Below are 15,277 nucleotides of genomic sequence, written 5' to 3'. Positions count from 1 at the left end.
AGGCGAGAATCAGACTCGATTTTTTTCGGCGTGACATCAAGCGCCTGAATTTGATTTTGAGGTAACAAGATGCAAGTTTCTGTGGAAACCACTCAGGGTTTAGAGCGCCGTTTAACTATTACTGTGCCGGCTGATGCGATTCAGTCTGAAGTTAAAAACCGTTTGCGTGATCTGGCTAAGCGCCAGCGCATCGACGGCTTCCGTCCAGGTAAAGCGCCTGTATCTATCATCCAAAAGCGTTATGGCCAGGCAGTATTGCAGGAAGTTGCTTCCGAGCAAATGCAGCGCAGCTTCTACGAAGCTATTATTGAGCAGAAAATCACTCCTGCAGGCTCACCAACCTTTGCCCCTCAGGCACTGGAAGAAGGTAAAGATTTGCAGTTTGCTGCCACTTTCGAAGTCTACCCAGAGGTAGAAGTTCAGGCGCTGGACAAAATTGAAGTCAGCAAGCCAGTGGTGGAAATTACAGATAAAGATCTGGATAAAATGCTGGAAACCCTGCGTAAGCAACACGCTACCTGGGCCGAGAAAAAAGGCAAAGCAGCCAAGAACGATCGTATTGTCATGGATTTTGTTGGCAGCATTGATGGCGAAGAATTTGAAGGCGGCAAAGCCAGCGACTTCACATTGGAGCTGGGCCAGGGTCGCATGATTCCAGGTTTTGAAGAAGGCCTGATTGGCAAGAAAGCCGCTGAAGAAACCACGCTGGAAGTAACTTTCCCTGAAGATTATCACGCTGAAAACCTGAAAGGCAAAGCAGCCAGCTTCGCAGTGACTGTAAAGAAAGTTGAGAAGCAGGTACTGCCTGAACTGAATGATGAGTTTGCCGCCCTGTTCGGCCTAGCTGAAGCCACTGTGGATGCGCTAAAAGCTGAAGTGCGCAAGAACATGGAGCGTGAGCTGAAGCAAACGGTCCGTGGCAAAGTAAAAGATCAGGTGATCAAAGGCTTACTGGCCAACAACGAAGTGGAAGTTCCTAAGTCACTGGTTGCTGGCGAAGTAGACGTATTGCGCAAGCAAGCGATGCAGCGTTTTGGTCAGAATATGGATCCAAAGCAACTGCCTGAGCTGCCAGCGTCTCTGTTCGAAGAGCAGGCGAAAGATCGGGTTAAAGTAGGTTTGTTGCTGGGTGAAATCATTAAAACCAACGAGCTGAAAGTGGACGACAGCCGCGTTCAGGAACTGATTGCCGATGTGGCTTCTGCCTACGAAGATCCGCAGGAAGTAGTTCAGTACTACAACAGCAATCAGGAGCTGCTGCAAAGCATGCGCAATGTTGCACTGGAAGATCAGGCCATCGAGTTGGTGCTAAGCAAAGCGACTGTCACAGAAGCTTCTGCGAAGTTTGATGAGATCATGAATCCACAACAGGCTGCCAACTAAGCCGGCAAGGTCAACTAAGATTGACTTCTGTTGGTAACGCAGTTTTAATGGCTCGGACAGTTTTGTTCGGGCCATTTTATTTTCAGGCGTCTCAGCGCCAGTCATCAGGAAATCATCTATGTCGTTACACAGCACTTCACATCAGGATTTAATCAACGCCTTAGTTCCTATCGTGATTGAACAAACCGCCAAAGGCGAGCGTTCTTTCGATATCTATTCCCGCTTACTGAAAGAGCGTGTCATTTTTCTGACCGGGCCGGTGGAAGATCACATGGCCAACCTGATTTGTGCTCAATTACTGTTTTTAGAGTCCGAGAATCCGGAAAAAGACATCTACATTTATATCAACTCGCCGGGTGGTGTCGTTACTGCCGGCATGTCGATTTATGATACTATGCAGTTTATCAAGCCGGATGTAGCCACCGTTTGTATGGGGCAGGCTGCTAGCATGGGCGCTTTCCTTCTATCCGGTGGTGCCAAAGGCAAACGTTACTGCCTACCGAATGCCCGAGTGATGATCCATCAGCCGTTGGGCGGTTTTCAGGGCCAGGCTACCGATATTGAGATCCATGCCCGTGAGATCTTAAGTATAAAGGAACGATTGAACCGTTTACTGGCAGAGCATACCGGCCAGAGTTATGAAAAAATTTGCCATGACACTGAGCGCGATAACTTCTTAACCGCCGATATGGCAAAAGAATATGGCCTGGTGGATGCAATTTTGACACAGCGGGACGCGAAATAACGGCAAATTTTTGCTATGGTATTAAGATACAAAGCACTCAATGTGTTATTGGGGGCGAAGTGGAAGAGGAAGTTACATGGCTGATAACCGCACTGACGGTGACAAAGGCGGTAAATTGTTGTACTGCTCCTTTTGTGGCAAGTCACAGCATGAGGTGCGCAAGCTGATCGCTGGGCCGCAGGTCTATATCTGCGACGAGTGTGTTGATTTATGCAACGACATTATCCGTGAAGAAATCAAGGATATCTCGCCAAAGCGTGAAGCCGATAAGCTACCAACCCCGCATGAAATCCGCCATCACCTCGATGATTACGTGATTGGGCAGGAACATGCCAAAAAAGTACTGGCTGTAGCGGTATACAACCATTATAAGCGGCTGCGTAATGCTGGCAATAAGCCGGATGTTGAACTGGGTAAAAGCAATATTTTGCTGATTGGTCCAACAGGTAGCGGCAAAACGCTGTTGGCAGAAACCCTGGCCCGTTTGTTGGATGTACCTTTTACCATGGCTGATGCCACCACTTTAACCGAAGCCGGTTATGTCGGTGAGGATGTCGAGAACATCATCCAGAAGCTGTTGCAAAAGTGCGATTACGACGTCGAAAAAGCTCAGCGCGGTATTGTTTACATTGATGAAATCGACAAGATTTCACGTAAGTCCGACAACCCATCCATTACTCGTGATGTATCGGGGGAAGGGGTGCAGCAAGCCCTGTTGAAGCTGATTGAAGGTACCGTTGCTTCGGTACCACCTCAGGGTGGCCGTAAGCATCCTCAGCAGGAGTTTTTGCAGGTGGACACCTCAAAAATTCTGTTTATCTGTGGCGGTGCTTTTGCCGGTCTTGATAAAGTGATTGAGCAGCGCTCTGCCAAAGGGGCAGGCATTGGTTTTGGCGCTGAAGTGAAAAGCAAAGAAAGTAGCCGCAGTCTGACCGAGTCATTTAAAGATGTTGAGCCGGAAGATCTGGTGAAGTACGGCCTTATTCCTGAGTTCATCGGTCGCTTGCCAGTGGTTGCTACTCTGACTGAGCTGGATGCAGAAGCCTTGGTACAGATTCTTAGCCTTCCTAAGAATGCTTTGGTCAAGCAGTTTGCCTCCTTGTTCGATATGGAAGGGGTAGAGTTGGAGTTTCGTGAGGACGCTCTAAAAGCCATTGCGCAAAAAGCGATGGAGCGGAAAACCGGTGCTCGTGGCTTACGTTCCATTGTGGAAGGGGTACTGCTCGATACCATGTACGAATTGCCATCGATGGAAGATGTCAGCAAGGTGGTCATTGACGATACCGTTATTCGCGGTGAGTCCGATCCTATACTGATTTACCAACGTAAAGATCCTGCGGTCGCAGAATCGCATTAGATCCTCATCGGGCAGCTGGCAGCTGCCCGAGTTTTTCTGGCTTGACCCATGCAGATGCAGGAAATCGGCAGCAAGCAATTGAAGTTCTGAAAACCGGCCTCATATAGATACCATATCCTTTTGCAGCTGCATGCAACTTACTCGAGAGTGAAAAATGACTGAACAACAGATTGAACGTCGTCATATGCCGGTGTTGGCTCTGCGCGATGTGGTGGTGTACCCGCATATGGTGATCCCCTTGTTTGTCGGTCGGGCGAAATCCATCAAGTGCCTGGATGCCGCCATGGACAACGACAAGCAAATCTTTTTGGTGGCACAAAAAGATGCCAGCCAGGATGATCCTAAAGCTGAAGATCTTTACGAAATCGGCACAGTCGCGACTATTTTGCAGCTGCTTAAATTACCGGATGGCACCGTCAAAGTCCTGGTGGAGGGCAGTCAGCGTGCCCGTTTGCTCGAGTTTACGGAAACAGAGCACAGCTTCGCAGCAGACATCGAAATGATTGCTTCGCTGGAAGTTGATAGCCGAGAGCAGGAAGTCTTTCTGCGCTCTGCCATCAACCAGTTTGAAGGCTACATCAAACTGAATAAAAAGATCCCACCGGAAGTTCTGACGGCCCTGAGCGGCATCGAAGATGCCGCACGGCTTGCCGATACCATGGCCGCGCATATGCCGCTCAAAGTCGAAGACAAACAAAAGGTGCTGGAAATCAGCGATGTCACTGAGCGGCTTGAATTTTTAATGGCGATGATGGAAAGCGAGATTGACATCTTGCAGGTCGAACGTCGTATTCGTAGCCGTGTAAAAAAACAGATGGAGAAAAGCCAGCGCGAGTACTATCTGAATGAGCAAATGAAAGCTATCCAGAAAGAACTGGGTGAGCTGGAAGATGCGCCAGATGAGTTCGAAGCACTGAGCAATAAGATTGCACAGGCCAAAATGCCGGCCGAAGCGGCTGATAAAGCCAAAGCCGAGCTGCAAAAGTTGAAGATGATGTCGCCCATGTCGGCTGAAGCCACGGTGGTGCGCAGTTACATCGATTGGCTGAGTAATGTGCCATGGAAAACCCGCAGTAAGGTGAAAAAAGATCTGGCCGGTGCTGAAAAAATCCTTAACTCGGATCATTATGGTCTGGAGAAAGTGAAAGAGCGCATCATCGAGTATTTAGCGGTGCAGCAGCGCGTCAATAAACTAAAAGGCCCAATTCTTTGCCTGGTAGGCCCGCCTGGAGTTGGTAAAACCTCGTTAGGGCAGTCGATTGCTAAAGCAACTGGGCGTAAATACGTGCGGATGGCATTAGGTGGGGTTCGTGATGAAGCCGAAATTCGTGGCCATCGCCGAACTTATATTGGCTCGATGCCAGGCAAAATTATTCAGAAAATGGCCAAAGTTGGCGTGCGGAATCCGTTGTTCTTGCTGGACGAAATCGACAAGATGGCATCGGATTTTCGTGGTGATCCGGCTGCTGCTTTACTGGAGGTGCTAGACCCGGAGCAAAATACCAGTTTTAGCGATCATTACCTGGAAGTCGATTACGATTTGTCGGATGTGATGTTTGTCGCTACTTCGAACAGTCTGAATATTCCAGCGCCTTTGCTGGATCGGATGGAAGTGATTCGCTTATCGGGTTACACCGAAGATGAAAAGCTGAACATCGCCAAGCAGCATTTGATTAGTAAGCAAATTGGACGCAATGGCTTAAAGCCGGATGAAATTGTCATCAAAGATGATGCCATCATTGGCATTATTCGGTATTACACCCGCGAAGCCGGTGTGCGTAGCCTGGAACGTGAAATTTCCAAATTGTGTCGTAAAGCGGTAAAAGAAATTCTACTGAATAAAGATACGAAAACCGTGGTCATTGAGCAGGCGAACCTGGAAAGCTATCTGGGCGTGCAACGTTTTGATTACGGTAAAGCGGAAGACAACAACCGCATTGGTCAGGTCACCGGCCTGGCCTGGACCGAAGTGGGTGGTGACTTATTGACCATCGAGGCGGCGGCAGTGGTAGGTAAAGGCAAGCTGACCTTTACCGGCTCACTGGGGGATGTGATGAAGGAATCGATTCAGGCAGCAATGACGGTGGTGCGTAGCCGGGCAGAATTACTGCGTATCAACGATGACTTCTACGAAACCCGCGATATTCATGTGCATGTGCCAGAAGGGGCAACACCAAAAGATGGTCCTAGCGCTGGTATTGGCATGGTAACGGCACTGGTTTCCAGTTTAACCGGTAACCCGGTTCGGGCGGATGTGGCCATGACTGGTGAAATTACACTGCGTGGTGAAGTGCTGCCGATTGGTGGCTTAAAAGAAAAGTTACTGGCTGCGCATCGTGGAGGCATTAAACGGGTGTTGATCCCGCACGATAACTTACGTGACTTAAAAGAAATCCCTGAAAACGTCAAAGCAGACCTGGAAATTAAAGCGGTAAAATGGATTGATGAGGTGCTGGAACTGGCATTGCAAGAGCCTCTTAGCCGCTTCCAGCCTGAGATCTTGCCAAAAAAAGCAGCAAAAAGTGCAAAAATAGAAAAAAATGCCCATTAAAGGCTTTTCATTCTCTATGGCTGTGCTAACTTAGGGAAAGTTCTCCAGCCCTTATCAGATAAGGGCTGGGCTCAAAGTGGAAAAAAAGTTGTATGAAGCTCTCTTCTGCTTGCAAGCGCTCTGAATGCTTGTTATAACAAGAGCGCGTAATTACAACATCAATACGTGTAGTTGTTGAAAAAAATAACAATTGAAGGGGATGATATTGTGAACAAGTCTCAACTTATCGACAAAATTGCTGCTGGTGCTGAATTGTCTAAAGCGGATGCTGGCCGTGCTCTGGATGCATTTATCGGTGCAGTGACTGATGCACTGAAAGAAGGCGATTCTGTTGCTCTGGTTGGTTTTGGTACTTACTCTGTTCGTGAGCGTGCTGCCCGTACCGGCCGTAACCCACAAACCGGTGCTACCATCCAGATCGCTTCAGCAAAAATTCCTTCATTCAAGCCTGGCAAAGCGTTAAAAGACGCTGTCAACTAAGAATGAGCGTTGCCCGGCGCGCCGGGTAACTCAGCCAGGCAGCAGACTGTTCGCTATCATTGCCAATGAGATGGTCGCGAAGAACCCAGGTTCAGTCGGTAACTGCTTCGCCAAGGCTTCAATCAGAAAGGCGCATCTGTTAAGATGCGCTTTTTTTATGACGTAGCTTCATGATCATGACATAGCTACATGGCATAGTTCATGCGTTGCAAACAGAGATAAAGGCACGATGTTAGAGAAAATCAGAGAAGGTTCACAAGGACTAACCGCCAAGATCATTCTTGGTTTGGTGATCCTGACGTTTGCCCTGGCCGGGGTTGGTGGTTATCTTGGTTCGACCAAGGAGACGCCAGCAGCTGAAGTAAATGGTGAAGGGGTCACCCGTGCAGCCCTGGAGCAGGCCTATCAAAACGAGCGTGCCCGTATGGAGCAGCAGTTTGGTGACATGTTTGAAATGCTGGCATCGGATCCTGCATATATGGCTGGTTTTCGAGCTGATGTACTGGAGCGGCTAATTGACGAAACCTTGCAGAAACAATATGCCAGGCAGCTGGGGTTGCGTGTCAGCGACGATGCTGTACGCGATTTAATCCGCTCTATGCCAGAGTTTCAGGTTGGTGGTGTCTTTAACAATGATCGTTATCTGGCGTTATTGCGCCAGGCTGGACTACAGACCGCTGAGTTCCGTGATATGTTGCGCGACCAAATGGTACGGCAGCAGCTGATTCGTGGTTTGATCCTGTCGGAATTTGCCACTCCAAACGAGTTGCAGCGCTTGATGACGTTGCAACAGCAAAGTCGCGATATCCAATATATTAAGTTTGCGGCGGAAAATTTCGCTGATCGGGTAGAACTGACCGAAGCGATGCTTGAACAATATTACTACGACAATCTGGCGCGCTATGAAACCGAAGAAAAAATTGCGGTGGAGTACATCGAGCTTTCGATTGAGCAGATTGCCAAAGATATCATGGTGACTGAGGCCGATGCTCGTGCTTTTTACAATGCCAATCAGGCATTATATAGCACCGAGGAACGTCGTCAGGTCGCTCATATTTTGTTTGAAAGCATGAGCAGCAATGCTGATATTAAAGTGAAAGCTGAACAAGTGTTGGCGGAGCTAAAAGCCGGAGCAGACTTTGCCGAAGTGGCAGCCCGTGAGTCGGACGATACTTTTTCTGCCGCCGAAGGTGGCGTACTGCCCTGGTTAAACCGTGGTGATATGGAAGCTGCTTTTGAAGAAGCCGCTTTTGCGCTGACTGAAGCGGGTGAGCTAAGTGCTGTGGTGCAGACCAGCTTTGGTTACCACATTCTGCAATTGCATCGCTTTGAGCCGTCAACGCTGCGTGACTTTGCGGAAGTAAAGTCGGAGATTACTCAGGCTTTGCAGCAGGAACGTGCCTACGATCGTTTCTTTGAAGTTCAGCAGTTGTTGGCAGATGTCAGCTTTGATGTGCCAGATAACTTGCAGGAAGCTGCTGACGTGACTCAGTTGCCGCTTCGTAGTCAAGCACTGTTCTCTCGTCAGCAAGCCGCTGCGCCTTTAAATCACCCTCAGGTACTACAGCGTTTGTTTAACTTACGCTTTATTGGCGAAGGTTTAAACAGCGAACCACTCGAAGTCGGAGCTCAACATTTAGTGGTGGCTCGTGTTACTGAACACCAGCCGGCACGCACTCAGTCGCTGGAAGAAGTTCGTGAGCAGGTAACCGCCTCTTTGCGCCGTCAGCAAAGCTCTGAGCTGGCACGTCAGCAAGCGGATCAGATCTTGGCGCAGTTTAAGCGAGATGGTGATTTTGCAGCGGCGGCAGCGGCAGCTGGTCTAGAGCCTCAGCTGGCTAGCAATACTGCGCGTTTTGGTGGTAGCCTGGATGCAGAAATTCGTGCCAAAGCCTTTGCCTTGCCTCGGCCAAGCGATGCACAGCCCGTGAGCGCTGATCTGGCCGAGCTAATGAGTGGCGATATGGCCTTAGTTGCAATCACTGCTGTTCGAGATATCGAAGTGACTGAACAGCCAGATGCTGAAGATTTGGAGCGTTTTGCCAACCAGCATGCCCAGCAAGCCTATGAGGCTATGTTGGCGGCATTAAAGGCTGAAGCCAAAATTAAGCGGCCTCGCCTGGAGATGCCGGAAGAGGCATTCTAAGCGTACTGTTATCAAAACAAACCCCGTACTAAGATGCGGGGTTTTTTATTGGTTGGATGGGTGTTTTGCTTACTATCGATGGTTAACTCAGCCCCATCAGCTTACGAGTATGGGGGTGATGAGGCTGCTCTAATAATTGCTCTGTGGCCCCGGCTTCCACTACTTGCCCGTGTTGCATCACCAAACAATGATCGCTGATATGTCGCACCAACCGCAGATTTTTACTGATTAATAAATACGACAAACCCTTTTGTTGCTGCAGCTCCAGCAACAGGTTAACGATTTGCGCCCGCAGGGTTGGGTCCAGAACCGTCAGGGCTTCATCCAGAATCAAAATTTTGGGATCAAGGATTAAAGCTCTGGCTAATGCTACCCGTTGTTGCTGTCCGGCGGAAAACATGTGCGGATAAAAGTTGATGTGTTCATCCATCAGCCCGACTTGCTGCAGACTTTGCAGAATTTTCTGTTGGCGCTGAGTCTCATCCAGCACGGTGCTGAAACGAAGTACATCGTCCAGCATACTACCCACCTTTTGAGAAGGGTTCAGAGCCCGCTCAGCATCCTGAAACATATAACGGATCACATGGTTGTACTTGCGGTAGTGGGTTAAAGTCACGGCTTTACCTGCCAGTCGGATTTCTCCCTCATCCGGTTGCTCAATGCCAACCAGCACTTTGGCAAGGGTGCTTTTGCCAGAGCCTGTTTCGCCGACCACGGCCAGGGTTTGTGCTGCATCTAACGAAAAGCTAACCTGATCCAGAGCCTGAATTGTGGTTTGGCGGAAAAGACCAAGTTGTTTTCGATAGTGTTTGCACAGGTTCACCACCTCCAGTAGCTGACTCATTGTGGCTCCTTGTACTGCAATGGGAAGTGACAGCTGAAAAAGTGGTGCTGCTTTCGCTCCAGTGCTGGCGTATGCACACACTCCTTTCTTGCATTGGGGCAGCGAGGTCCAAGCCGACACCCAACTGGCAAATGTTGCAAGGTCGGGATGCTGCCGGGCAGTGCATAGAGCTGACTTTTCGGCGCTAGTTCAGGTTGAAATTCTGGTACACTTTTAATCAGTGCATTGGTGTACGGATGGAAAGGTTGCGCCAACAACTTGGCGGTTTCACCGGATTCGACCAACTGGCCACAGTACAGTACCGATAAATGATGGGTATAGCGGGCAATACTGTCCAGTTCATTGCTGATTAGTAAGACGGACATGCCTTTGAGTTGATTCAGACTGCTAATCAGGCGAAATAGTTGCGCCTGAGTCGAAGCCTCAAGCGCAGTGGTGGGCTCATCAGCAATGAGCAGCTTCGGGTTTTTGGCGATGGCCATGGCAATCATCACTTTCTGGCAAACCCCTTCCGACAACTGATAGGGATAGCTTTCCAGCACCGATTGGTGCTCTTTGATACCGACCTTATGCAGTAAGGCAATAGCTTTCTTACGCTTTTCCCTGGCGCGATTCCACCAGCCACCTTTTAACAGCTGATTGGGGATAGACTCATGCAGTTGCTCAGCAATGAGAGCCGTTGGATCAAGGCATTTGCTCGGCTCCTGATAGATCATGGCAATGTCACGGCCGATGATTTTTCGCTGTTGATCGTACGGGAGCTGCAGCAAGTCGACTCCACACCAGTGGAATCGATCAGCTTTGATGCGCCAGCGTTGATTAAGCACACCGACGATGGCCTTGGCAATCAGGCTTTTACCCGAACCAGATTCACCGACCAAGCCACGGATTTCTCCTTCGCGCAAACTCAGGCTCACTCTGTCCACGGCTCGTATCAAGCCTTGGCTGGTTTCCAGCTCAAGTGTCAGATTGCGGATATCGAGTAGTAACATCAGTTTTCCTGCCGTTTGCGTACTGCGGTTCTCAAACCATCAGATACCAGATTGACGCTGAGCACCGCAATAAAAATCAGTAAACCAGGCAAGGCAATACTCCAGGGGGATAGGTAAATCAGATCCAGCGCATCAGCCACCATCAGGCCCCATTCTGCAGCAGGTGCCTGTGCTCCCAGACCTAAAAATCCCAGTGCTGCTATATCCAGTATAGCGGTGGATAACGCCATACTGAACAAGACCGTCAGTTGTTCCCAGGTATTGGGAAAAATAACGTAACGTAAAATCTGCCAGTTGTTGGCGCCATCCAGACGGTAAGCAATGACATACTCCTGCTCCAGCTGTTGTAAAATGGTGTTGCGTACACCGTGCACAAACTGTGGCAGCAAAGCCAGCATAATGGCCCAGATCGTGTTGATAAGACCCGGTCCAAGAATAGCCACAATAATGATGGCTAATAACAACGAAGGGATGGTCAGAGCCAAGTCCAACACATGGTTGAAAGCGCTGGCACGAAAGCCTTTGCTCATACCGGCAAGCACACCAAGCAAAAGGCCAAGGAGCATGGCGCCCAGTGCTGTGATCAATGCAATACCGAAGGTGTAACTGGCTCCTTTGATCAGGCGTGAGAGCTGATCCCGGCCTAAGTCATCGGTACCCAGTAAGTAGCGTACATCCCCCATATCATCCCAAGACGGCGGTAAAAGCAAGGCATCCGGATTTTGCAAGTAAGGATCATAAGGTGTGAGCACTGGGCCAAACAGGGCAATCAGGGTAAAGAAGCCAAATAGCATCAAGCCAATGACTGCCGAGTGCTGTTGACGGAAACTGACCCAAAGCTGACTAAGTGGTCCATGCTCTGTTTTATGATAAAGCCATTGAAATTTAGCCATTGGCTTGTTTCCTTGCCAGTGGATTAAACAGGGTATGCAACACGTCCATCAGGATATTGACCAGGATCACCAGGCTGGAAATCACCAGCAGTCCTCCCTGGATGGCCGGGTAGTTGCGTTGACTGATGCTATCGAGCAACCAGAGACCAATGCCTGGCCAGGAAAAAATCAATTCAGAAATCATTGCCAGTGTCACCAGGGTACTAAACTGCAGGCCAAGTTGACGCATTACTGGCAACATGGCGTTGCGTAAACCGTGACGATAAAGTACCTGGCTACGGCTTAATCCTTTGGCTCGTGCGGTTTTGATGTAGCTTTGTTGCCATACATTCAGCATGGCATCGCGGGTAAAGCGGATCATTACCGTAGTCGGGTAGGTCGCTAACACAAAAGCCGGCAGCCACAAGTGACGGATGGCATCCTGTAATGCAGCTTGCCAGTATGTTTGGCCTGATAGCAAAATGTCCGGCAGCATAAAACCGGTTACAGAAGGGATTTCATACAGCACACTGATACGGCCTGAAGTCGGAAACCAACCCAGACCAATACTGAACAGCATGATCATCAACAGGGCCCACCAAAAAATAGGCAAAGAGTAGCCGAGCAGGGCGATGGTTGAAATGACCCGACCAGACCAGTGACTGGCTTTAATCGCTGCCAATAATCCAAGTGGTACGCCTAGAACAAATGAGATCAGCAAGGCATAAGCAACCAATTCCAGTGTGGCAGGGAATACCTGCGAAAGTTCGTACAGTACCGGCTGCTGGCTGGCCAGTGACAGGCCCCAATCTCCTTGCAAAATGCGCTGTAAAAAAGCGATGTATTGCTGCAAATAACCATTATCCAGCTGATACTGTTGCACCAGAATCGGCAGCAGTTCATCATCCGGCTGGCTGATACCACTGAAGTTCACCAGCGGATCGCCAGGAAACAAATGCCCTAAACTAAAAGCAAAGCAGGTCAGAGCAAAGAATACGAAAGACAGCAGGAATAATCGTCGGACCAGATAATGCCAGATCATGGCGTGTCCTTATCCGGCCGCTTAAAAGCCGTCGAAAGATCAATGCCGCCATAAGGGTTAATGCCAACGCCTTCAACCCGGTGATTCACAGCTTGAAAACGTTTAGCATGGGCCAGAGGCAGTAGGGGCAGATGTTCAGCCAGATACTGTTGAGCTGCCCAATAATAGCTACGACGAATGGTTTGATTGTCAGTGAGCAGTGCTTGCGCTATCAATGCATCAAAGGCTGGATCGCACCAGAGTGCTCGATTGGTGCCACTGTCTACGCCGTTGCAGCTAACTAGTGGCCGAAAGAAGTTATCTGGATCGGTGTTGTCAGCATTCCAGCCCAGCAATACAGAGTCATGTTCTCCTTGCCTGAGTTGGCGGCGAAAGGCATTCCATTCCAGAGTAACAATACTGGCACGCACTCCAATCCGCGCCAGATCGGCCTGCATCATTTCAGCCATCCGGGTGGCATTTGGGTTGTATAATCGCTGGATAGGCATGGCCCAGATGGTCATATTAAAACCATAAGGATAGCCTGCCTCTGCCAGCAAGGATCTGGCTGCTTCGGGATTGTATGGTACGGGCAGAAGGGTAGGGTTGTGGCCCCAGGAGGTTGGGGGCAATAAAGAGGTTGCTGCTTCTGCTTGATTAAAGTACACCGCTTGCAGGATAGCGTCACGATTAATGGCCATGGACAATGCCCGGCGAACTTTGCTGTTATTGAATGGCTCCTTGCTGGTGTTAAAAGCCCAGAAGCCAACATTCATACTGGTTTGCTGCTGTACTCGCACATCGTCGCGCTTGCTGATAAGTTCAAGCTCCGCCATCCGAGGGTAAGCAATGATGTCACACTCATGGGTTAGCAGGCGAGCCATGCGCTTGGCGTTATTGGGCTCTATATCGATGACCAACTGTTCCAGCTGGCTTGGCTCTCCCCAATAGCTGCCGTGACGGTAGTAGCGAATAAATACATCTTTACGGTATTCGCGAAACTTAAAAGGACCAGTACCAATGGGGTGCGTATCCAGCCGCTGACGTTGGTTTTGCTCTACCAACTGTTGCGCGTATTCGGCAGAATGGATCACGGCAAAATCGGTAGCCAGGTTGGATAAGAAAGAGCTATCGCGCTGACGCAGGTAAAAGACCACCTGCTCGTCTGTCGGAGTGGCGATACGAACAACACGATTGGCCCAGTCTACGGTCTGAAAATAAGGGTAATCGCCTCCGCTAACAGCATGAAAGGGATGCTCTGTCAGCATGATTCGTTCGAAGCTAAAACGTACATCGGCAGAGGTCAGTGGCCGGCTTGGGCTAAAATAGTCGGTTTGATGAAATTGCACACCTGGTCGCAGATAAAAGGTGTAGCTCAGGCCATCTTCGCGGATTTCCCAGTGGGTTGCCAGCGCTGGTCTGAATTCACCAGTGTCCGGATTGATATCCAGCAAACGATCGAATAGCTGCCGGCTGGTAGCATCAATGGTGGTGCCGGAGGTCACCAACTGCGGATTAAAACTCTCTGGTGAGCCTTCGCTGCAATACACCAACCCTGAGCGGACTTCGGCTGGCATATCTGGCTGGCAAGCTGCCAGCAACAAAGCCAGCAGGGCCGGTGGTAAGCTACGGCTAATCAATGGCTTCAACATGTGAGTCCTGTTGGCTGTCCAGTAACTGGTATTTTTTCATATAGCCACGTAACTGATGGTAGGTTAACCCCAGGCATTCGGCAGTTTTTTTCTGGTTGAACTGGCAGGCTGTAAGCGCCTGCTTTAGCAGATTAATTTCAAACTGTTGTGAGACCGTTTTAAAGTCCAGCGGCTGTTCTGGGTGGATCTGAGGAAGTTCGTGCGCTATCTGGCCAGGGCTGTTAATTTTCGCGGAGGATTCACTGGTCACCGGCTTCTCTGCTGGCTCAGTTGCAGCACTGCTCTGCCGATCCCGTGTTTTTACCCGTTGTTTTGGTCGAAATGGTGATTCAAAGGGATCAAGTAGGATGTCATGCACCGGTACATAAGGGTTGTTGGTGCGATAGACACTGCGTTCCACCACATTTTTCAGTTCCCGCACATTGCCCGGCCAGTGGTAATCCAGCAAGGTTCTTTTGGCTTTGTCACTGAAGCCACTGAACAGTTCGAATTCCAGTTCGCGTGCCATATTGATGGCAAAGTGTTCAGCCAGCAGCAGAATATCTTCACGCCGCTCGCGCATCGGCGGCAAGGTAATGACATCAAAAGCCAGCCGATCTAACAAATCGGCGCGAAATTCGCCTTGTTCAGCCAGGGCTGGTAAGTCTTCGTTGGTGGCGCAAATCAGCCGCACATCCACTTTCACCGAGCGGCTACCACCGACCCGCTCAAATTCGCCGTATTCAATCACCCGCAGAAGTTTTTCCTGCACCAGACTTGGGGTGTTGGCTAGTTCATCCAAAAATAAAGTCCCACCGTTGGCTCGCTCAAAGCGGCCTTCATGTCGCTTGCTGGCGCCAGTAAATGCCCCTGCTTCATGACCGAACAACTCACTTTCCAGCAGGTTTTCGTTCAGGGCAGCACAGTTCAGTGTCAGGTAGTTTTGATCCCAGCGTTGTGATAAAAAGTGCAAGCGGGCAGCTATCAGTTCTTTGCCGGTACCCCGTTCGCCAATAATAAGCACCGGCTTGTTCAGCGGTGCGGCTTGCGAGACTTGCTCCAGCACGGTCAGAAAGCTATTGGACTGGCCGATCAGATTATCTTGTTGTTGTGTTCTGCTCATCGGGTAACTTTAGTGAAAATGACCAAATAGTAGTGTATTTCATTATAGTGCCTAGCCATAGTTCTTTCTGCTTTATTTATTTATGTAATAAATTCAATGGCTAATAGCTCTGGAAAAGTTGGCAAGGAATGT

General features: G+C 49.6%; 12 protein-coding genes. 6 read left to right on the top strand and 6 right to left on the bottom strand.

Going from position 1 to position 15,277, the window contains the following annotated elements; genetic code table 11:
* The first annotated feature begins 69 nt into the window (after window positions 1–69).
* From tig to BLW37_RS15355, 6 genes are all read left to right on the top strand, one after another.
* On the top strand, window positions 70–1,383 hold the full coding sequence (gene tig, locus BLW37_RS15380; RefSeq protein WP_091344530.1) for a trigger factor: 1,314 nt from the start codon (window positions 70–72) through the stop codon (window positions 1,381–1,383).
* Between the two features lie 118 nt (window positions 1,384–1,501).
* Window positions 1,502–2,128 carry an ATP-dependent Clp endopeptidase proteolytic subunit ClpP gene (gene clpP, locus BLW37_RS15375; RefSeq protein ID WP_091344528.1) on the top strand — a complete coding sequence of 209 codons (627 nt, stop codon included), beginning with the start codon at window positions 1,502–1,504 and terminating at the stop codon, window positions 2,126–2,128.
* Window positions 2,129–2,204: 76 nt separating this feature from the next.
* On the top strand, window positions 2,205–3,485 hold the full coding sequence (gene clpX / locus BLW37_RS15370) for an ATP-dependent protease ATP-binding subunit ClpX (RefSeq protein ID WP_091344526.1): 1,281 nt from the start codon (window positions 2,205–2,207) through the stop codon (window positions 3,483–3,485).
* 154 nt (window positions 3,486–3,639) lie between these two features.
* Window positions 3,640–6,036 (top strand): endopeptidase La, encoded by a 2,397-nt coding sequence (gene lon, locus BLW37_RS15365; RefSeq protein WP_245785756.1) that lies wholly within the window; start codon window positions 3,640–3,642, stop codon window positions 6,034–6,036.
* Between the two features lie 207 nt (window positions 6,037–6,243).
* Window positions 6,244–6,516 carry a nucleoid-associated protein HU-beta gene (hupB, locus tag BLW37_RS15360; RefSeq protein WP_091344524.1) on the top strand — a complete coding sequence of 91 codons (273 nt, stop codon included), beginning with the start codon at window positions 6,244–6,246 and terminating at the stop codon, window positions 6,514–6,516.
* 229 nt (window positions 6,517–6,745) lie between these two features.
* Entirely contained in the window at window positions 6,746–8,662 is a 1,917-nt protein-coding gene (locus tag BLW37_RS15355; protein ID WP_091344522.1) for a SurA N-terminal domain-containing protein, read from the top strand.
* Window positions 8,663–8,744: 82 nt separating this feature from the next.
* Here the strand turns inward: BLW37_RS15355 and BLW37_RS15350 are convergent, their stop codons facing one another.
* From BLW37_RS15350 to pspF, 6 genes are read right to left on the bottom strand one after another with little or no spacing between them, the layout of a single operon-like run.
* Window positions 8,745–9,506: an ATP-binding cassette domain-containing protein gene (locus BLW37_RS15350; protein ID WP_091344521.1), complete on the bottom strand. Its 762-nt coding sequence runs from the start codon at window positions 9,504–9,506 to the stop codon at window positions 8,745–8,747.
* Window positions 9,503–10,498 carry a peptide ABC transporter ATP-binding protein gene (locus BLW37_RS15345; RefSeq protein ID WP_091344519.1) on the bottom strand — a complete coding sequence of 332 codons (996 nt, stop codon included), beginning with the start codon at window positions 10,496–10,498 and terminating at the stop codon, window positions 9,503–9,505. The genes BLW37_RS15350 and BLW37_RS15345 overlap by 4 nt, the downstream gene beginning before the upstream one ends.
* A complete protein-coding gene (locus BLW37_RS15340; protein WP_091344517.1) occupies window positions 10,498–11,391 on the bottom strand; it encodes an ABC transporter permease subunit in 894 nt (297 codons plus the stop codon). Before BLW37_RS15340 ends, BLW37_RS15345 begins: the two co-directional genes overlap by 1 nt.
* Window positions 11,384–12,412 (bottom strand): ABC transporter permease, encoded by a 1,029-nt coding sequence (locus BLW37_RS15335; RefSeq protein WP_171907649.1) that lies wholly within the window; start codon window positions 12,410–12,412, stop codon window positions 11,384–11,386. Before BLW37_RS15335 ends, BLW37_RS15340 begins: the two co-directional genes overlap by 8 nt.
* Window positions 12,409–14,043: an ABC transporter substrate-binding protein gene (locus BLW37_RS15330; RefSeq protein WP_091344516.1), complete on the bottom strand. Its 1,635-nt coding sequence runs from the start codon at window positions 14,041–14,043 to the stop codon at window positions 12,409–12,411. The genes BLW37_RS15335 and BLW37_RS15330 overlap by 4 nt, the downstream gene beginning before the upstream one ends.
* Window positions 14,024–15,145 carry a phage shock protein operon transcriptional activator gene (gene pspF / locus BLW37_RS15325; RefSeq protein ID WP_091344692.1) on the bottom strand — a complete coding sequence of 374 codons (1,122 nt, stop codon included), beginning with the start codon at window positions 15,143–15,145 and terminating at the stop codon, window positions 14,024–14,026. Before pspF ends, BLW37_RS15330 begins: the two co-directional genes overlap by 20 nt.
* Window positions 15,146–15,277: the final 132 nt, after the last annotated feature.

This window comes from Alkalimonas amylolytica (genome assembly GCF_900107845.1).
Classification (GTDB): Bacteria; Pseudomonadota; Gammaproteobacteria; order Enterobacterales; family Alteromonadaceae; genus Alkalimonas; species Alkalimonas amylolytica.
The sequence above is the reverse complement of the archived record's forward strand: the minus strand, read 5'-3'. Positions and strand labels throughout refer to the sequence as shown.

Excerpts from the sequence above, each read along its gene's own strand:
- tig (WP_091344530.1), top strand. The coding sequence starts at position 70 with ATGCAAGTTTCTGTGGAAACCACTCAGGGTTTAGAGCGCCGTTTAACT.
- clpP (WP_091344528.1), top strand. The coding sequence starts at position 1,502 with ATGTCGTTACACAGCACTTCACATCAGGATTTAATCAACGCCTTAGTT.
- clpX (WP_091344526.1), top strand. The coding sequence starts at position 2,205 with ATGGCTGATAACCGCACTGACGGTGACAAAGGCGGTAAATTGTTGTAC.
- lon (WP_245785756.1), top strand. The coding sequence starts at position 3,640 with ATGACTGAACAACAGATTGAACGTCGTCATATGCCGGTGTTGGCTCTG.
- BLW37_RS15355 (WP_091344522.1), top strand. The coding sequence starts at position 6,746 with ATGTTAGAGAAAATCAGAGAAGGTTCACAAGGACTAACCGCCAAGATC.
- BLW37_RS15350 (WP_091344521.1), bottom strand. The coding sequence starts at position 9,506 with ATGAGTCAGCTACTGGAGGTGGTGAACCTGTGCAAACACTATCGAAAA.
- BLW37_RS15345 (WP_091344519.1), bottom strand. The coding sequence starts at position 10,498 with ATGTTACTACTCGATATCCGCAATCTGACACTTGAGCTGGAAACCAGC.
- BLW37_RS15340 (WP_091344517.1), bottom strand. The coding sequence starts at position 11,391 with ATGGCTAAATTTCAATGGCTTTATCATAAAACAGAGCATGGACCACTT.
- BLW37_RS15335 (WP_171907649.1), bottom strand. The coding sequence starts at position 12,412 with ATGATCTGGCATTATCTGGTCCGACGATTATTCCTGCTGTCTTTCGTA.
- BLW37_RS15330 (WP_091344516.1), bottom strand. The coding sequence starts at position 14,043 with ATGTTGAAGCCATTGATTAGCCGTAGCTTACCACCGGCCCTGCTGGCT.
- pspF (WP_091344692.1), bottom strand. The coding sequence starts at position 15,145 with ATGAGCAGAACACAACAACAAGATAATCTGATCGGCCAGTCCAATAGC.